This is a genomic window from Shewanella sp. UCD-FRSSP16_17, assembly GCF_001675935.1.
Classification (GTDB): domain Bacteria; phylum Pseudomonadota; class Gammaproteobacteria; order Enterobacterales; family Shewanellaceae; genus Shewanella; species Shewanella japonica.
Genome location: NZ_LZFV01000048.1, coordinates 73,485 through 93,677, shown reverse-complemented (window position 1 = coordinate 93,677; position 20,193 = coordinate 73,485). Strand labels below are relative to the sequence as shown.

Genomic DNA, 20,193 nt, shown 5'->3' with positions numbered 1-20,193 from the left:
AACTATTCCGCAAATTGCCGATATTAAACATATCGAACTAATTAGGTTGTCCGAATGAATCAGCTAAAACATCTATCCATTAAACAAAAAATCTTGTTCTCGATGATCTTTGGCGTGGTGTTTTCAACCATGCTAGTGGGAGTACTGAGCCAGCGTAGCGCCAAAGTCGTTGTTGAGCAGCGTATGATTGATTCAGAACTGCCGAGCTTATTGATGCAAATACGTCATAAATTAGAGCTTGATATTAACAACTTGCTCAATGCCGCAGAACAACTGGCAAAAAGCCGAATGCTACTGGACTGGGTAGAGCAAGGTCGTCCCAATGATAGAGAAGACGATGTGATTGCCCAGTTAGGTGATATACAAGCACAGTATCAGTTAGTACAAGCCTCCTACGCGGACCGTGAAACAGCAGCTTATTACACTCAAGATGGTTTTCTACGCGTTCTTAATCCGCAGCAAGATAGTTGGTTTTTCGACTATCTCAATAGCGGACAGGAGCGAATGCTGAATGTCTTTACTGAAACAACTGGCGAAGTAAAACTGTTTATCAACTATCAGCAACCTAATGGCCGAGGGTTAGTCGGTTTAGCTAAATCTCTTGATGATATGGTGCAGCAACTTGCTTCATTCAAGATTGAAGATAGTGGCTTTGTTTATCTTGTTGACGCATCAGGTAGCGTGAAACTTCACCCAGATCCGAACCAGATAGGTAAAGCCAATTTAAGTGGGTTTTATTCTGGCACCAATAGCCAATCTTTATTAGCTAAAAATGACTTTAACTTAATGCGCATTGAGGTTAATGGTGAAAGTAAAATGGTGGCAAGTAGTTATATTCCTGCTATGAACTGGTACTTAATTGCGGAAGTGCCTGAGTCTGAGATTTTTGCCCTACTCGATAAAGCCGTGTACCAAATCATACTTGGCACCATCATTATCGCGGTGTTCTTTATTATCGTAGCAAGTGCTGTTGCTTCTTCAGTGAGTCGCCCTATTGCTAAGGTTGCCGAACTGTTTAAAGATATTGGCGAAGGTGAAGGTGATTTACGCCAACGTCTTCCAGTTGAAGGTCATGATGAACTGGCTCAGCTGGCAAAAGGATTTAATAGCTTTATCACGAAAATACAAGAATCCGTCATTGAAGTGGCTAGAACCAGTGAACAACTGAGTTTATCCGCCAAAGATGTTTCAGCCCAAGCAAACCAAACTTTAGATGACAGCCAGCAGCAAAAAGATAGAACCATTATGGTTGTCACCGCCATTAATGAAATGGGAGCAACGGTCAATGAAATTGCCAGTAATGCAGCCCAAGCAGCGGTAACGGCTAAAGAAGCAGATACCAAATCCTCTGATGGACAGCAAGTGGTAATGAGTGCAAGGAGCACCATTAATCAACTTTCAAATGACGTAGAACAGGTCGGTGAAGTGATTGAGTCGTTGGCGACTCACACTAAGTCTATTGGCGGTATCTTAGATGTGATCCGCGCTATTTCAGAGCAAACCAACTTACTGGCACTCAACGCTGCGATTGAAGCTGCACGTGCTGGAGAAGCTGGTAGAGGGTTCGCAGTGGTTGCTGATGAAGTTAGAAGCCTTGCTTCACGTACAGCGGATTCAACTAACGAAGTGCAAACCATGATTGATAAATTACAATCTGAAGCCAGCCGCGCTGTTGTTGCAATGGAAACATCTCGTAATCGTTCTCAAGAAGGCGTTAACGCTGTGGATGAAGCGAGCCAATCACTTAGCGGCATTAGCCAGCAAATTGCATCAATCAGTGATATGAACATTCAAGTGGCAGCGGCAACAGAAGAGCAATCTACCGTTGTCGAAGACATTAATCGTAATGTCACTGAAATCAACGATATTACTCAGCGCACAGCAGATACAGCCAAGGCAGCAGCCCAAGCCAGTGAATCACTGAATAGCTTAGCAAGTCGACTTGATGTGTTAGTAGCCCGATTTAAAATTGAATAAACGGATGCTTTAATCAGAGACTAAAAACGCACTATACAGTGCGTTTTTTATTGCGACTTAATTGATGAGCAAGTTAAGATTTACTCAACAGGCTCACCTTCTGGGCCATATAAACGATACTGCCAATTCTCAATGGTTTGAGTATCGATACGCTTTTGCATACTGGTAACCCAATTACTAGCCAGTCCTTCACATTGCATCAGCAGTTGATATTGCTCGGCATCGACTTCTGGTAAGAAATAGATTTTCATTGCTTGCGCAACACTGATATCAGTTTTACGCTCAATGAGGACGATGCTATCGCTAGCGTTAATCTCACCCGCTTGTAATACCCGATAAAACCAACCACACATGCGACTCTCTTGCATGGCGAGAGCAAATTTAGGATGGCCGAATTGCTGATTTAGCTTAAAGCAAGGTGAGCGTGGTTGCGTCACTTGCAACATTACTTCGCCAATTTGAATAATATCGCCAATATTAACCTGAGACTCATCGAGTCCCACGGTACTAATATTTTCACCCATCGCTGGCACGTCTTTATGATTGCTGATGAGATCCCAGCGACGATATTGCCCATAATGTTCTCGAGGGAAATGATGTAATACTCGCTCTTCGCCACCATGATGAATCGGATCCGCTTGAGCATCTCCCTCAACTTGGTGTTGATTAACCTTCAGCACTTGCATGGGCAATTTGTTGTTCATCCCACTGTCGATACTGCCTAAAGAATTAATTTTATCCCCACAAAATAATCCTGATATTTTGCTTGTTAACACATGGCCTGCCATGACTACTCTCTCATTGTAAAAGCGCTACTTTAATAAGATAAAACCACCTGATTTCGACCTTGTGCTTTCGCTTGGTAAAGGGCGATATCAGCGCGATTTACTAACTCTTCTGGTTTTTCTGTCTTGCGATGTTCAGCTACCCCACAACTTAAGGTGACACTGATTTTACTCCCATTAACCTTGATGGTTTTCGCTGCGACTGACTCTCGCATTTTTTCAGCCAACTCATTAGCTTGACTGATATTGGTATTAGCCAATAAAACTAAAAACTCTTCGCCGCCCCAGCGACATAACAAGTCGGCATCTGTTAAATGGGATTTAAGCACATTCGCTGCAGATTGAATGACAAGATCGCCAATGTTATGACCATATTGATCATTCACTTGTTTAAAGTGGTCAATATCGAGGATCAGCACTGACATAACTGTGCCATCTACCACTGAGCGAGATAGCGCCTGAGCAAAGTAATCTTCAAAGACTTGTCGATTGGCTGCACCAGTTAACTTGTCTGTGGATGCCATTAACTCTAACTTTCGCTGATATTTACCTATCGTCATATTGGCAATAAACAATATCCCTAAGGTCACAACCAAACTCAAACCAATATTAATCCAAAACGTTGTGAGTAGTTTTTTCTCTGCTTGCACTTCGTCTTGTTCTACCATCAAGTACCATTTGAACTCTTCAACTAAGCGGCTGTTTAAGTAAATCGTTCTGTTATCTCTATGGTAGGAAAATGATGCACTAGGACTGGTGAGAATACGAGTCGCCAGCTTTTCTAGCCCTGCACTACTCTGTAATGTGGTAGCACCTTCAAATCCACTGCTGTGCAGCTTAATATTGCCCTGCCTATCGGAAAAATATACTCGGCGGTTATAACGTGTTTGATACAGATCTATCAGTTTTTTTACTCGCTCAACGGCAAGTCCGACTCCAGTAACACCGATAAAGTTACCCTCAAAATCATAAACTTTGTAGTTTACATAAATCACGGTGCGATTTTTATCGGCAGTATCGGTATCAATATTAACTTCGTAGTCTTCATCTTGCGGCAAAGAGCGCACTCGAAAATACCATGCATCGTCATTAGAGACGTCTTCTATTTTTCTCAGAACCCCTGAAGAATGATAATAATTTCGGCTCGCTTCTGACACAAAAAAACTGGTCACGGTATCGTATTTGTTTTGAATTTCTCTCAGGTAGCGCACTAGCTTTTCAGGTTGCAGCTCATCATTAATCGTCCAGTCACGGACAAAGGTGTCTTGAGCCATTAAAGATGAAATAAAGATAGGGCGTAATAAATCTTGCTGAATTTCGGAATAGATATTGTCACTGGTCAGTGGCAATGTGTTGTCTTCAATCTGTTCGCTTAACGAGTCATGTGCAACTTGATAGCTAATGCTGCTTGTTACTATAAATGCAGCCAAAAGTAGAATGGATAATATCCAGATAAAACGTTTTTTATCGTTCCAAACTTTATTTCCCATAATGCCCCTAATAACTTCATCGCGCATAAATTCAGACGAACCCAGAGAACGGGTTTTGTGAATATGTTAACTCAATGTAAATACTAACTGAAAACCCTAAGTGACGCACCGATTTTCCAAATAGCTTTACAATTTGCCAACCACACTCAATTCGTCAGCGACAAAAATGAATAAAAAAAGCCCTGCAAATGGGGGAATGCAGGGCCGTAAGATCAAACAGAATAAATAGGGTTGTAATTAACTTCCAGGAAGTAGGAAGAGTACAGCTAAAACGCAATCTCCGATAAAAAAGACTAAGCTTTCAACAAATTACGGCGAAAGTATAATCTTTCAATATGACAGATTAGCGACACAAAAATGACGAAATGATGAAGCTGAATGTGTACGGCATAGGCCCGCCTCTACTCAGATTCTGGCGCGGTTAAATAGTATTGCAAACACTGTCCTGGTACTGAACTAGGGGTCGCAACCGCGAATGCTGCCCAACGAGCCCCTTCTTCCATCGCATCTTTGATACCTCTTCGCTGACACAAGTAATGGATAAGTCCAGCAGCGTAAGCATCGCCTGCACCTGTTGTATCAACAACCTCAGCTAAGACTGCAGGCACATGCACTTGTGCGTCTTTGCTATAAGCGACTGCACCATTTTCACCGTCTGTGACCACAAAATATTGTAATGACTCACCAGCAATTTGCTCGGCAAACTCCCATTTATCTCCAATACAACGACCTTGCATATCAGTGATTGAAGCAATAAGCACATGACAAGGACGAACGCGTTCATCTTTGGCTAATTGAGAGACGACAAGGCAATCATTTAACGCCGAAGTCGTCCAACCACTAATTCCTTTTGCTGATGAATTAGTGTATAGCGCATCAAACTGCTGCCATTTCGGCGGAGAGGGTAATTCAAAAACTGGCCGTTGGGGGCGAATGATCGTGCGCTCACCATCAGGCGTCATGACCAACAACATTTCACATGTGGTTCCTTCAAAACGCTCGACAAGCCGACAATCCAACCCCTGAGTACTGGCTTGCGCCAATATCCAGTTGCCCACCTTATCATTACCCACTTGGCTCACTAAAGACACCGAATGCCCTGCCCATACCAAGCCGATGCCAGTATTGGCACCGCCGCCGCCCAAACGTGAGCCGCCGTCTTGATAATGAAAGCGACCACCTGTTTGCAGTGGCTTATCAAGCTGCAGAAGTCGGTCACAATTGATATTGGCAAGGAGTAATATATTAGCCATAGCGCTCTCTGTCTGAATTATTCAACCGCAATAAAACCATCTCAATGGAACCACAGTCATTTGAGTGATATCAAAATCAGTATACTGCAAAAACAAAAAAGGCAGTGAGGATTATCACTGCCTTTAATTTCACGATATTTGCTAGACGATATCATCTGATTATAGCGAAAGCTTACATGTCTTCTGGTCTGAGTGGTTTGCGTAATTGTGCACGGACATTGTCCATACCAGAGTAAAACTCTTTCATCATCAGCAAGCCCATCATTTTACCATTATCGGTCCAAATCAAATTATCTGGATCGTTCGGGTCATTTTTAATTGCGCCAATCGCTTTCATTGAAGCCATTTCTTTAAACAAGGCAGTGTCTAAATTCACACCAAAGGTTTCACGGAAATATTTACGTGATAAACGGCCTGAGAACATACCTAATAAGAAGCGATATTGCATGACTTCTTTTTTGCCGTATTGCTTTTGTTGCTCAACGCCCATCAAGCCGTTCTCAACACGCTCTTGATACTTTTTCAGCGAGAAAGTATTCACGTATAAGGTGTCATCCAAGAAGCTGAAAGAGCCTGAACCAACCCCTAAGTACTCATCATAATCAATAACATACTCATCAAAGCCTTCGTTGTTGGCTTTACCAAATGCCCAACCTGAAAGTTGCGTATATTGACCGTTTAAGCTGTTAAGGATTTGACGATATTGACGGGCCATATCACCGTGCGGCGCAGCCAGTTTACCCTTGACGCTTTTACGTGTTTGGTGAGTAATCATCAATGGATAAGTAGTAATTTGGCGTGGGTCTAATTTAGATGCCATATCCAAATCATGCTGGATGATTTCATCTGTTTGACCACGGAAACCGAAAATCAAATCGACATTAATGATAGGGAATAGCTCTTTAGCCGCCATGATTTTATCGAACGTCTGCTGACCAGTACCAAACTTTTCAATTCGATCTGTCATGGTCAAGATATCATCATTAAAGCTTTGTACACCAATAGACATACGGTCGACTAAGCCTTCTAACTGCTTGAAGCCTTCGCTATCGAGATGCTGAGGATCGGATTCACACGATACCTCTTTAATATTTGGGAATAAGGTTTTTGCATGTTCAATGGTACGTGCTAACTCATCTTCTAATACCGTGGTAGTTCCACCACCGATATACATAGATTCGAAGTCATAACCTAAGTTTTTCACCATATCCATTTCTTTACGTAAAGAAACAAAATAGCGACGGGCTTTGTCTTCTTTAAATAGGAAACGGTGGAAAGTACAGTAAGAACACAAGGTATGACAAAAAGGCACATGCGCATAGAGCATGTACTTTTTACCTTCAACTGGCTTTGGCATCATTTCAGCAGATACAGTGTCCAATCGTAAATTACGATCAACATAAAACTGCATCACTTTCTCCATCGCACTGATCATCCAGTCTGGCGTGGTAATGTTCGCTTGATAAGGCGACTGAATAATGGTGTCTGATGGTTTAATTATTGATGACATAGCATTTCCTACCTTAAGAATGAGCAGACTCGCAGCTCATAGCTGCAGTGTGAGCAGAATACTCTTAAATCACTGACCTTTGTGTGAACTATCTATAACTTAACGTTGAATAACAAGCCAAGGAGTTAATTTTTACCAAGGAGATCACAGATTAGCACCTGTTAAATAATTAATCACTAATAAACAATATCACTATGTTAATTATAAGAAATATCTATGTTTAAATTTTGATCTATCAAAGTTAGATACAAAAATACCCTCAAAAGCGATGCCATTGAGGGTATTTTTACTTAAATTCCAAGACGACTAGTCTCTGTATTTAAGCTCGCCTTTTTCTTTGATTTCATCATACCAAAGGTTGTGATGCTGCTTAGCCCACTGCTCATCACAGTAACCAGACACCATACAATCCATACCACCTTCAGACATAGCTGTTGCCATGAAGATGTGAACGATAGAGAAAGCACAAATAATAATAGCACTCACTGAGTGAACAACAAGAGCAAGTAAGCTTAGGTTACGGCTTGGTTCAAATAAGTTCGGGAACAGTAATAACATTCCTGATACTGAGATGAATAGACCGAATAGAGCAAATGCCCAGAACCATAGTTTTTCACCTGCGTTAGCAAAGCCAGCGTCAGGGTGCTTACCTTTAAATGGACCGAAGTTAATGTAACCACCAACAACCATCATCCACTTAAGATCGTACATCTTAGGCATTTGGTTTTTAGCCCAAAGTACCGTCATTAACGCCCAACCCAACATGAATGGGATAGCCATATAATCGTGAACTTCTTTAGAAATGTAGACTAAGTTAGACCACACTCCTTCACCAATGTATGGCTGCAGAAAGTAACGACCAGCAAGCAATACTAAGCCTGTTAGGATCAATAACATACATGGAATTGCGCCTAACCAGTGAATCGATACGTCGAATTTAGACCAGCGATATACCATCTTACCGGTGAAACCACCGTGTAATTTCGAAATACCGTTAATTTTCATAAACAGTACGAAAATGATGATCATGCCAAATAGCGATAATGCTAAGGCAGGAGCAAGCCAGTCACTACGTAAATCAAATACACGTAAATCATAAGTATTGATTGGTTGTGCATGGAACTCACTTGTCGAAGTAGTACGTCCCTCTGCACCGTCTTTAAGCTGTGCCCATAATTGCGCATTGCCATCTTGAACGGTAAGAGATTCTTCACCACTTCCACTAGCGTGAGCGAATGTCATTACACTGAACATCAGTGCGATAACAACGCCAATTTGTTTGAACCACTTGTTCATAATACATCCTCTACGCTACTCGATGCCTGAGTAACCTCAGGCATCATAGCTAAGCTGACTAACAAGTTTGGAGATTAACCCCAAACACCTTTGTTAGAACCGCGATAAGCAACACGCTCACGGAAGATGGCAGAAACGATTTCTGCATCACCAGCAAGTAATGCTTTGGTTGAACAAAGTTCAGCACACATAGGAAGTTTGCCTTCTGCAAGACGGTTAGCACCGTACTTCTCACGCTCTTCATGAGAGTGATCAGCTTCAGGGCCACCGGCACAGAAAGTACACTTGTCCATCTTGCCACGGCTGCCGAAAGCGCCTGACTGAGGGAACTGTGGAGCACCGAAAGGACATGCATATAAACAGTACCCACAACCGATACAAGTATCTTTGTCGTGAAGTACAATGCCGTCTTCTGTTTTGTAGAAACAGTTTGCAGGACATACAGCCATACAAGGTGCATCGCTACAGTGCATACATGCAACTGAGATTGACGCTTCGCCTTTCATACCATCATTGATAGTTACTACACGACGACGTTGAATGCCCCACTCAAGAGCAGAGTCATTTTCGTTTTTACAAGCAGTGACACAACCATTACATTCAATGCAGCGCTTGGTATCACATAAAAATTTCATTGTAGCCATTTGGCAATTCTCCTAGCTTAGACTGCAGTTATGCTTTCTCAATTTGACAAAGCGACGCTTTGGTTTCCTGCATTTGTGTTACAGGGTCATAACCATAGGTCATTGCAGTATTACAAGACTCACCGATAACGTAAGGAACAGTTCCTTCCGGATAGTTAGGCTCAAGACTTTCACCACTCATCACACCAGCGAAGTGGTAAGGCATCCAAGTAACACCAGGCTTAACGCGTGGAGTAACCATAGCTTTAATCTTAATGCGGCCGCCTTCAGCACCTTCTAACCAAACATTGTCACCGTCACGAAGACCGCGATCGGCTGCATCAGCAGGGTTCATTTCAACAAACATCTGTTGTTGAAGTTCTGCTAACCAAGGGTTAGAACGAGACTCTTCACCACCACCTTCATACTCAACCAGACGACCAGAAGTCATTACTAGTGGGTACTTAGCACTGTTGTCATTATCTTGAATAGTCTTGTACAACGTAGGTAGACGATGAACTTGCATATCGTCATGCGTTGGGTACTTAGATACAAGGTCACGACGAGACGTGTATAGCGGCTCACGGTGAACTGGTACAACATCAGGGAAGTTCCAAACGATACAACGTGCTTTAGCATTACCGAATGGGATACAACCATGTTTGATTGCAACGCGAACGATACCGCCTGAAATATCAGTCTTCCAATTCTTACCTTCAGCTGATGCTTTTTCTTCAGCTGTTAGCTCGTCCCACCAGCCTAATTGCTTAAGCATTGCAGCAGTGAACTCTGGGTAACCGTCAGTGATTTCAGCACCTTTAGAGAAACTACCTTCAGCAAGAAGGTTTTCACCTTTGTATTCCACACCGTAACGTGCACGGAAGTTACCACCACCGTCTTTAACGTGTTTGCTTGTGTTATACAGAATTTGAGTACCAGGATGCTTATGCTCTGGAGTACCCCAACAAGGCCAAGGTAAGCCGTAAGTTTCGCCTTTAGCAGGTCCGCCAGCAGCTTCAAGAGTCTTGTTGCTGAACGTGCCCCAGTTTTGAGTGTGTTGTTTGATACGCTCAGGGCTTTGACCTGTCATACCAATTGTCCACATACCGCGGTTGATTTCGCGAGTGATATCTTCAATCACTAATACATCATTGGCATCTTTTTCGATACGTTTGGTGTATTGCTCTGCAAAACCAAGTTTTTGAGATAAGCGGTACATAATCTCAAGGTCAGTTTTTGATTCAAATAAAGGCTCAACAACTTTTTCACGCCATTGCTGTGAACGACCTGAGTTAGAAACAGAACCTTCAGTTTCGAACTGAGTACAAGCTGGTAGTAAGTAAACACCATTTTGACGACGGTGCATAACACCTGCCATAGTTGGGAAAGGATCCACAACAACTACAGTGTCCATCTTGTCTAGTGCATCACGGATGTCATTTTGACGAACACCAGTGTTAACTGATTGTCCCCAGAAGAATGCCATACGGATGTTATCTTTCTGAGCTAGCTTGCTCTTGTCTTCTAACACACCATCATGCCAGCGAGAGCAAGGCATACCAGGAGTCGTCATTGGCTCACGACCTAAGTAAGTGCCATGATCGAAACGACCATTAACCCACTCTCTGTCTAGATCCCAAACGTTTGTCCAGTGATCCCAAGCTGCAGAAGTCAAACCGTAGTAACCCGGAAGGTTATCAAACAATAGACCTAAGTCAGTTGCACCTTGAACGTTATCGTGACCACGGAAAATGTTAGTACCGCCACCAGAAACACCCATGTTACCTAGGGCTAGTTGAAGTAGACAGTATGCACGAGTGTTAGCATTACCGACGTGATGCTGAGTACCACCCATACACCAAATAACAGTACCAGGACGGTTATCTGCCATTAATTTAGCAGCTTGGTAAACTTCTTCTTCAGTACAACCAGTTACGTTAGCAACTTCTTTTGGTGGGAATTTTTTCGCTTCAGCGCGAATTGATTCCATTTCGAAAACACGTTCTTTGATGAACGTCTTATCTTCCCAACCATTTTCAAAGATGTGCCAAAGCATACCGTAGATGAATGGGATATCAGTACCAGGACGTAGACCACAATGTAGGTCGGCGTGCGCTGCAGTACGTGAGAAACGAGGGTCAACAACGATAATTTTTGCGTTGTTTTTCTCTTTCGCTAGTAAGATATGCTGCATTGCAACTGGATGCGCTTCAGCCGGGTTTGAACCGATGAAGAAGATTGCATTTGCATTTTGAATATCGTTGAAAGAGTTAGTTTGCGCACCGTAACCCCAAGTGTTAGCAACACCGGCTACCGTGGTAGAGTGACAAATACGTGCTGAGTGATCGACGTTGTTCGTGCCCCACATAGCCGCAAACTTACGGTACATGTAACAGCCTTCGTTCGAGAACTTGGCACTACCCATGAAGTAAACTGAATCAGGACCTGACTCTTCACGGATATCTAGCATCTTGTCGCCGACTTCGTTGTAAGCCTGCTCCCAAGATAATTTCTTCCACTTGCCATCAACAAGTTTCATTGGGTACTTAAGACGCTTCTCACCATGACCATGTTCACGGATTGCTGCACCTTTAGCACAGTGACCGCCAGCATTGAATGGGTGATCGAAAGCAGGCTCTTGACCTGTCCAAACGCCATTTTGTACTTCTGCGTATAAACCACAACCAACAGCACATGCAGAACATACAGTACGTTTGATTTCAGTTGGCGCATCATGAGGTACATCATGAGCTTCTGCTCTACGCATCATGCCAGTGCCCATTAGTGAAGCAGCGGCGATACCACCAGTAGCAATACCTGCATTCTTCATAAATTGACGACGGTTGATACCGAGCGACTTGGTAGCAGCTTTAGGAGCTGCGGTAGACTTGCGAGTTAACTTCATCGCTTATTTCTCCTGAATTAGCCGCGTAAGCTATCGTAGTAGCTACGAATATGCGCAGTTTCTTTGTAACCGTTAGAATCTTTCTTGCTAACGTTACTCTCGGTTGCTTGAGCCACACTCACACCAGTTACGGCGATGGCTGCTGATGCAGCGCTACCTACGGTGATGGCTTTCAGCAAAGATCTGCGATTCAGATCAGGCTGTTGCTTCTTCATCTTTACTCCCGGTTTAAATCACACCAACTCTGTGGTTGATGCCCTTGTAGGCCTTTACGGTCACTAAACACCATTTGTAAACAAATAGTTAACTAAGTAGGCCAGAAAGGTAAAAACACTTCTAAATGAATAATATCCACAAATTTACGTGGCTAATATATAGAGAGATAACGAAGAAAAAATTGATCTAGCGCCTGTTCATATTCCAAAAAAAGACACGGAAAGTACAAAGCGTTAACTAGGTCAAATTTTTATCATGAGCATTATGGAAGACATCTAGAACGGGGTAAAAATCAGCTAACAACAAATGTTAAAAAAATTAACATAGTGACTGATTTATATAGAAATAATCTCACTTTGGTATTGAGAATTCTTATTATTTACTTATAGCTATTTGAGCTTAAAACCTTATTCAATAGTCTTTTTAGCTATGAAGGAATATGACCAGGTGGAATTGATAAATGTTGATGACATCATTAACAATCACATCACCTACTCTCTTATTACAACCGATTTTACCGGTGTGATAAACAAGTGGCTGACAACCAATTAATCCACTATCTTCATCGTCCAACCAAAACGGTAAACAGGAGTTCCAACACGATGCAGCAACAAGGTAATCAGACTGATTTTTTACAAACAGAAATTGGCAAAATTATTGAGTGAATGACAGGAATAACGACTGACATTATTTACAATTTTGATACGTCAGCAGCGTATTTTATATCAATCCAATAAAAACGCCCCAAAGCAATGTGTCTTTGAGGCGTTTTACTCGCTTAATTATTTACTAATGAGCTTTAGTCTTGATATTTCAACGTACCGTTGGCTTTAATCTCATCGTACCAAAGGTTGTGATGCTGGATTGCCCAGTTTTCATCACAGTAGCCTGAAATCATAGATTCCAAACCGCCTTCACTTAATGCCGTTGCCATCCAAATATGCACAATCGTAAATGCAATTAAGATCGCCGCGCTCACTCCGTGAACCAGTAACGCAACCATAGACGCTTCACGTGGTAAGTCTAAACCAGGTAGCACTAACATCATGCCAGAAACACTGATAAATAGACCAAAGAAGACTAATGTCCAAAACCACATTTTCTCACCAGCGTTAGCAAAACCACTGTCTGGATGCTTACCTTTAAATGGACCGAAGTTGATATAACCACCTACAACTAAGAACCATTTAATGTCATACATCTTGATGGTTTGTAGTGGCATCCACTTAACGATACACATAAGCCAAGACACGATAAATACTGGACCAACCCAATCATGCACTAGCTTACAAAAGGCAATAATACCTGCCCAAATGCTATTACTTACGTACGGTTGAATCGCAAATTTACCCAGTAAAATCACTAAGCCTGTCAGCATTAAGATTAAACACGCAATGGCCATAATCCAATGCAGCCAAATGTCTGCCTTCGACCAGCGCTCGACCATTTTGCCAGAGAAACCTTTGCTTAATCTTGCTGGACCATTAACAAAGTAAAAGATTAAGAAAGCACCAAATACACCCACCAACGCAAGCGCTACTGCTGGTGTAATATACTTATCTCTTAGTAATCTTCCTTCGTTGCCGCCAACATTAATTAGCACCCCAGGTTCGATACCTTGAGCAGTGGTAAAGCCTGAGTCACCGGCCTTAACTGCTCGCCATAAATCTGCTGGGTTTTCTTTCCCTGCCTGCTGCTTACTTGATTGTTCATCTGCCGCTAACGTTGTGGTCGCAAAACCCAACCCCATCACCAGAACTAACAGAGCAAATAAGCTACGCAGTGATTTGTTTAACTGATTGTTTAACATTGTCACTCCTTGCTTGGTTACGGACCACAGTCCGTAACCATTTGCACTGCCTAAACCATATCACCCGTTTTAGGATCGTAGCCCCAAATAGTATTTGGGTTGCCACGTTTTGCCATACGTTCACGGTAAATGGTAGATACAATTTCAGCATCACCAGCAAGCAAGGCTTTGGTTGAACAAAGCTCCGCACACATAGGTAATTTGCCTTCAGCAATACGGTTTGCACCGTACTTCTTGCGTTCAGCTTCTGAATGGTTCTCTTCTGGGCCACCGGCACAGAAAGTACACTTATCCATTTTGCCTCGGCTGCCGTATGCAGTCTTTTTAGGGAACTGCGGCGCACCGAAAGGACAAGCATAGAAGCAATAGCCACAACCAATACATGTATCTTTGTCGTGCAAAATTAGACCGTCTTCGGTTTGATAGAAACAATCCGCCGGACAAACGGCCATACAAGGTGCATCGGTACAGTGCATACATGCCACTGAGATTGATGCTTCGCCTGGTTCACCATCATTGATAGTGACCACACGGCGACGTTGAATTCCCCACTCTAGAGCGGAATCGTTTTCGTTCTTACAAGCTGTGACGCAACCGTTACACTCGATGCAGCGTTTGGTGTCACACAAAAATTTCATGACTGCCATAATGGCTTATCTCCTCATCAAGTTAATTAGGCTTTGCTGATCTGACACAAGCTAGACTTAGTCTCTTGCATCTGAGTCACAACATCATAACCATAGGTCATCACGGTATTGGCAGACTCGCCGATAACGTAAGGAACCGTTCCTTCTGGGTAGCTCTTCTCTAGGCTCTTGCCTTCGAATACACCCGCAAAGTGGTATGGCATGAAACACTCACCAGCAATGACTCGTGGAGTCACCATTGCTTTAACTGTGATCTTAGCGCCTTCTGGACTGTGAACGAATACGTCATCACCATCACGTAAGCCGCGATCTGCTGCATCTGCAGGGTTAATCTCAATAAACATTTCTTGCTGTAATTCTGCAAGCCATGGATTTGAGCGGGTTTCTTCACCACCACCTTCATACTCAACTAAACGACCCGTCGTCACTGCTAATGGGAAGTCTTTTGAGAAATCTTTGTCTTGAATTGTCTTATACAAGGTTGGAAGACGTGCAACCATACGGTCTTCGTAAGTTGGATACTTAGACACTAAGTCACGACGAGGGGTATATAATGGCTCACGGTGAACCGGGATATCATCTGGGAAGTTCCAAACAATACAACGGGCTTTCGCATTACCGTAAGGGATACAACCATGCTTAATCGCAACACGTTGAATACCACCAGAAATATCAGTTTTCCAGTTTTTACCTTCAGCGTGAACTTTCTCTTCGGCGGTTAAATCATCCCACCAGCCAAGCTGTTTAAGCATGTCAGCGGTAAATTCAGGATAACCGTCTTGAATTTCGCTTCCTTTAGAGTATGAGCCTTCAGCAAGAATGTTGTTACCTTCATGCTCAACACCGTAACGTGCTCGGAAGTTACCACCACCGTCTTTCACTTCACGGCCCGTGCGGTACAAAATTTGTGTACCAGGGTGCTTCATATCTGCAGTACCCCAACATGGCCAAGGTAAACCGTAAGTTTCACCTTTTGCTGGGCCACCTGGTGCTTCTAAGCTTTCAATATCGAACGTGCCCCAGTTTTCTTGGTGCATTTTCAAGCGCTCAGGACTTTGACCTGTATAACCAACAGTCCACATACCTTTGTTGAATTCACGAGTCATATCTTCAATCAATGGCTCATCGCCATTCACTTTAATGTGCTTACAGAATTCGGCATCGATGCCCCATTTTTTCGCCAGCTTGTACATGATGATGTGGTCAGCTTTTGATTCAAATAATGGCTCAATAACTTGAGTACGCCACTGCAGTGAGCGGTTAGATGCAGAAACAGAACCATATGTTTCAAACTGAGTCGCAGCAGGCAGTAGATATACGCCATCTGTACGCTCATGCATAACACCCGCCATGGTTGGGAATGGATCGACAACCACTACCGTATCCATTTTGTTCAATGCTTCACGCACTTCACGACCACGGGTTTCGGTATTGACTGATTGCCCCCAAAAGAATGACATACGAATGTTATCTTTCTGCGCAATCTTAGATTTGTCTTCAAGTACACCATCATGCCAGCGTGAACATGGGATACCCGTCGAAGTCATTGGGTCTTGGCCTAAGTGTTGAGCTTGATCGAAGCGGTTTTTAACCCATTCGTAATCAAGATCCCACACATTACACCAATGCTTCCAAGAACCGGTCTTCAAGCCGTAGTAACCAGGCAAAGTATCGAATAGTAAACCAAAGTCGGTTGCACCTTGTACGTTATCATGACCACGGAAGATGTTAGTACCACCACCTTCAACACCCATGTTGCCTAGCGCTAATTGCAAGATACAGTATGAACGCGTGTTCGCATTACCGACGTGATGCTGAGTACCACCCATACACCAAACCACAGTACCAGGCTTAGTTTCTGCAAGCATTTTAGCCACACGGCGCATTTGCTTTTCAGGTACACCGGCAACATTTTCAACTTCTTGTGGATTCCACTTTTTCACTTCCTCACGAATACGTTCCATACCGTATACACGTTGGTCAATGAATGTTTGGTCTTCCCAACCGTTTTCAAAAATATGCCACAACAAACCATAAATGTAAGGAATATCCGTACCTGGACGGATATGCACGAACTCGTCAGCTTTTGCTGCAGTTCGGGTGAAACGAGGGTCGACTACGATAATTTTCGCGCCGCGCTCTTTACCTTCAAGGATGTGTTGCATTGAAACTGGGTGAGCTTCACAAGGGTTCGAACCGATAAACATCATCGCTTTCGATTTACGAATGTCATTAAATGAGTTCGTTTGCGCACCGTAACCCCAAGTGTTTGCAACACCGGCTACAGTGGTAGAGTGACAAATACGTGCAGAGTGGTCGACGTTGTTCGTGCCCCACATTGCCGCTAATTTGCGGTACATATAAGCTTGTTCGTTCGAGAACTTCGCACTACCCATGAAAAATACTGAATCAGGACCTGACTCTTGACGAATATCTAAGGCTTTTTGGCCTACTTCTTCAATCGCTTGTTCCCAAGAAAGTTTTTTCCACTTACCGCCTTCAAGTTTCATTGGATACTTAAGACGCTTTTCACCATGACCATGTTCACGCAGTGCAGCACCTTTAGCACAGTGGCCACCAGCGTTAAATGGATGATCAAATGCAGGCTCTTGACCTGTCCATACACCATTTTGAACTTCAGCATAAATACCACAGCCCACTGAACAGTGAGAACAAATAGTACGTTTTACTTCGGTAGGTGCATCATAAGGTACATCTTTCGCTTCAGCTTTACGCATCATGCCAGCGCCCATCATTGAGGCTGCAGCAATACCACCTGTTGCCAATGTGGCTGATTTCAAAAACTGGCGACGATTGAGTCCAAGTGCAGGTTTATCTGCGACTTCAACTGTCTCTGTTTTGCGGGTTAATCGCATCACATATTCTCCTTTAATTACTTACTACGTAAGGTGGCGTAGTAACTACGTACATGGTCTGTTTCTCTATAACCATCACTTTTATCCACACTTGATGTGGCTTCTGGTGAGGCAGCTAGAGCTTGTCCGCTAACAGTAGCAACTGCGCCAGCGGCACTACCGACAGCCAATGCTTTAAGCATTTGACGACGATCCATGACGGAAGCTTGCTTCTTCATAGTCTCTCCTTAATGTAACGCTAAAATAAAAGGGTCTTGTTTACCCTAGATTAAGTGGGAGTCTCCTCCCGTTTCTGTCTACGCCACTGACAATGTCAGTGGCGTAAATCTTTGCCCCATCAATCACGAAATTAAGATGCTAATTCGTTTGTTGAAGGTTCAATTTTCTCTGCTGACTCAGCGGCTTTAGCTTCAGCCTCACTGCCTGGGCAGTTCACTGGAATATCTAAGCTAAGCTGTTCAAACTCATTAGCTTCAATTTCAAAAAAGGCTTTTGCCAGTTTTGCCACTGGTGCGTAAAAGGCTGCGCTGGGAGTTTGTTCTAATGTGTCGCAAAAACGCGCAATCCAACTGCCAATATGGCGTTGGTAGAAAGCTAACTGACGGTAACCAGGAGCCTCTAAAATTAATGTACCCATGACTTCACATAATGCAGCCACATGATCTTCTGGCTCTTTTACTTCGTCTTCACGAGCAAAACCTAATTGCAGTAAATCTTGACGTAAAAGGGCTAATGGCTTGTCCATTAGTGAGCCTGTCATAAACCAGCTTGCGTATGGCAATACTTCACCACGACCCACGCCGTAGAAAATATTGAAGTATTCTTGCTCAAGCTCTTCAGCGGTATACTTGGTCGCAGCTTCTTTCAAGCCAAGCCAAGCCGCTGTCATGTCATTGTCTTCTTCAGCATCAACTTCAAGCTCAGCTAAAAATGCCAGCAACTCGGCGTTAGGCTCGCGACGTAACAAGGCTGCCAATATTTGGTAAATATCTGCCCGTAGCTGATCGTTTTCTGAAATTTCTCTAACTAATTCGGTCATATCTGATCTCTTATCGAAGTTGCTTCTCTGGGTCTTCAAGAATGTCTTCAAACATATCTTTTACGCGGCAATCACCACACATTTTTAAACGCTCAACATTGGCATTAAATGCAGAGTGTCCACCAATCATATCTATCATTCTGTGTACCATTGACTGTGTGGCAAATGCGGTACCACATCGAATACACTCAAATGGTGGTTCTTCTTTTAATGTTTGGCGTTGCTGACGTGAGGCTTGGTCTAAGTTGATTTGCGAAGTAATGCTAATCACATTTTCAGGACAAGATGTTTCACATAAACCACATTGAACACAGTCTTGCTCAACGAAATGTAATGCAGGTTTATCACCACCATCCGTTAAAGCTTGAGTTGGACATGTCGCCACACAAGACATACACAAGGTACATTTGTCAGCATTCACTTCCACTTTGCCGTATGGCACATTACTCATTGAAATACAGGTATCGCTTGCTGCAGCTTGCTGATTCAAATGATCCACTGCGGCGTATAACGTTTCACGCTTAGTTGTTGGCGTAAATGCTGCTGGTACCGTTAGTGGCCAGTCTAAGCTAATCGCTAATTTATCATTCAGCGCAGAAAGCATACTCGGGTCAATTAAGCTGATGCGTTGAGGCTGGCCCATTTCATCTAAGATGGTATTAGCAAGCGACAATTCACCGTTTAGCATTTGCGTTAATGTTGGTGCAGTTGCGTCAGTGTTAAGAATCAAGACTTGGCGAGCGCCCCAAGCAAGTGATGACATCCAATGGTCGATGCTAGCAACTGTAATTTCTTCTAACTCAACAGGGATAATGTCCCCGACTAAATCAGCTGTAATCAGCTCAGCACCAACACCACTGTCATGGAATAAAATCACTGGAGCAGCTTGGGCTTGCTCAAGGTAGCGGCTGATCAGTTTTTGAATGTAACTATGAAGCGCTTGTGGCGTAGGTAAATCAAAAGCGATTGCCCCTGTAGGACATGCGTTGGTACAACTACCCGCACCATGACACAAGTAAGGGTCAATTTCGATTTTGTCTTCAATGCTACTAATAGCATCTGCTGGGCAGAAGTTTAAACAGCGATTACAGCCATTAACGCCATTGCGATTGTGGGCACAAATATCACTGTTAACTTTGACATAGCGTGGCTTATCAAACTCACCAACTAAATCAGGAATTTGTGTTAATGCATCAGCAAGCTTCTCTGCATCCTGACCTACGTAAAAATAACCTGGTGGCAGCATTTCAAGGTTCAAACATGGCGTCATGCTTAAATCTAAAACGATATCAAAATGTGGTTTACGAATAGCAACAAGGCTAAGTTCAGCAGCTTTGCTGTCTTGGCCTTCGCTTTCTACCGTCACTTGGAATTGGCCTAAAAAGCCTTTTACTGAGATAAGTTTGTTGTAATAGCTTTCACTATTAACTGCTGCATTCATTACCGCTTCAAGATGTACTTCATCTTGGCTAGTAATGGCTTCATTTGCCAAAATGACGACATTCGCCATATTGGACAATTTGTCTGCAGCTAATCGAGCCAGATCTTCTGGGCCGATAACCAGCACATTTCCTTCAGTAGTATAACTGACGGTAGGTGGAATCAAGTTTTGAATAACTTGAGTCTGTGCTAATACCTGCTGGCGAACTTGTTGCAGTTCAAGCGGGGTTTGACTATTGCTCACATTGCATTCCTGAACAGTTTTCAACGTTCGATGGACTTACTTAGCACTGTAATCCTTTCATCATTAACTCTTTCATCAGCGA

At 43.1% G+C, this 20,193-nt stretch carries 15 protein-coding genes; 1 reads left to right on the top strand and 14 read right to left on the bottom strand.

Going from position 1 to position 20,193, the window contains the following annotated elements; translation table 11 throughout:
* Window positions 1–54: 54 nt before the first annotated feature.
* Window positions 55–1,977 carry a methyl-accepting chemotaxis protein gene (locus A9267_RS20145; protein WP_065110520.1) on the top strand — a complete coding sequence of 641 codons (1,923 nt, stop codon included), beginning with the start codon at window positions 55–57 and terminating at the stop codon, window positions 1,975–1,977.
* 80 nt (window positions 1,978–2,057) lie between these two features.
* Here the strand turns inward: A9267_RS20145 and A9267_RS20140 are convergent, their stop codons facing one another.
* The 14 genes from A9267_RS20140 to A9267_RS20075 form a co-directional block, all read right to left on the bottom strand.
* Entirely contained in the window at window positions 2,058–2,765 is a 708-nt protein-coding gene (locus tag A9267_RS20140) for an MOSC domain-containing protein (RefSeq protein WP_065110519.1), read from the bottom strand.
* 29 nt (window positions 2,766–2,794) lie between these two features.
* Window positions 2,795–4,252 (bottom strand): sensor domain-containing diguanylate cyclase, encoded by a 1,458-nt coding sequence (locus tag A9267_RS20135; protein WP_065110518.1) that lies wholly within the window; start codon window positions 4,250–4,252, stop codon window positions 2,795–2,797.
* A gap of 401 nt (window positions 4,253–4,653) precedes the next feature.
* Complete coding sequence (locus A9267_RS20130) at window positions 4,654–5,505, bottom strand: PfkB family carbohydrate kinase (protein WP_065110517.1); 852 nt, start codon at window positions 5,503–5,505, stop codon at window positions 4,654–4,656.
* A 172-nt stretch (window positions 5,506–5,677) separates the two neighbouring features.
* Window positions 5,678–7,015 (bottom strand): coproporphyrinogen III oxidase family protein, encoded by a 1,338-nt coding sequence (locus A9267_RS20125; protein ID WP_055024173.1) that lies wholly within the window; start codon window positions 7,013–7,015, stop codon window positions 5,678–5,680.
* Between the two features lie 306 nt (window positions 7,016–7,321).
* On the bottom strand, window positions 7,322–8,311 hold the full coding sequence (locus tag A9267_RS20120; RefSeq protein WP_065110516.1) for a formate dehydrogenase subunit gamma: 990 nt from the start codon (window positions 8,309–8,311) through the stop codon (window positions 7,322–7,324).
* A 74-nt stretch (window positions 8,312–8,385) separates the two neighbouring features.
* The gene (fdh3B, locus tag A9267_RS20115; RefSeq protein WP_065110515.1) at window positions 8,386–8,955 is read right to left on the bottom strand and encodes a formate dehydrogenase FDH3 subunit beta; all 570 of its coding nucleotides are present in this window, start codon (window positions 8,953–8,955) and stop codon (window positions 8,386–8,388) included.
* A 28-nt stretch (window positions 8,956–8,983) separates the two neighbouring features.
* The gene (locus tag A9267_RS20110) at window positions 8,984–11,839 is read right to left on the bottom strand and encodes a formate dehydrogenase subunit alpha (protein WP_065110514.1); all 2,856 of its coding nucleotides are present in this window, start codon (window positions 11,837–11,839) and stop codon (window positions 8,984–8,986) included.
* 17 nt (window positions 11,840–11,856) lie between these two features.
* Window positions 11,857–12,054 carry a twin-arginine translocation signal domain-containing protein gene (locus A9267_RS20105; RefSeq protein WP_055024169.1) on the bottom strand — a complete coding sequence of 66 codons (198 nt, stop codon included), beginning with the start codon at window positions 12,052–12,054 and terminating at the stop codon, window positions 11,857–11,859.
* Window positions 12,055–12,854: 800 nt separating this feature from the next.
* On the bottom strand, window positions 12,855–13,865 hold the full coding sequence (locus A9267_RS20100) for a formate dehydrogenase subunit gamma (protein WP_055024168.1): 1,011 nt from the start codon (window positions 13,863–13,865) through the stop codon (window positions 12,855–12,857).
* Between the two features lie 50 nt (window positions 13,866–13,915).
* Window positions 13,916–14,512, bottom strand: a complete 597-nt coding sequence (fdh3B, locus tag A9267_RS20095) for a formate dehydrogenase FDH3 subunit beta (protein WP_055024167.1) — start codon at window positions 14,510–14,512, stop codon at window positions 13,916–13,918.
* Window positions 14,513–14,538: 26 nt separating this feature from the next.
* Window positions 14,539–17,388 (bottom strand): formate dehydrogenase subunit alpha, encoded by a 2,850-nt coding sequence (locus tag A9267_RS20090; RefSeq protein ID WP_065110513.1) that lies wholly within the window; start codon window positions 17,386–17,388, stop codon window positions 14,539–14,541.
* 17 nt (window positions 17,389–17,405) lie between these two features.
* Window positions 17,406–17,606, bottom strand: coding sequence for a twin-arginine translocation signal domain-containing protein (locus tag A9267_RS20085; protein ID WP_055024165.1), 201 nt, complete (start codon window positions 17,604–17,606; stop codon window positions 17,406–17,408).
* 131 nt (window positions 17,607–17,737) lie between these two features.
* Window positions 17,738–18,427, bottom strand: a complete 690-nt coding sequence (locus tag A9267_RS20080; RefSeq protein ID WP_055024164.1) for a TorD/DmsD family molecular chaperone — start codon at window positions 18,425–18,427, stop codon at window positions 17,738–17,740.
* A 10-nt stretch (window positions 18,428–18,437) separates the two neighbouring features.
* Complete coding sequence (locus A9267_RS20075) at window positions 18,438–20,111, bottom strand: 4Fe-4S binding protein (RefSeq protein ID WP_065110512.1); 1,674 nt, start codon at window positions 20,109–20,111, stop codon at window positions 18,438–18,440.
* Window positions 20,112–20,193: the final 82 nt, after the last annotated feature.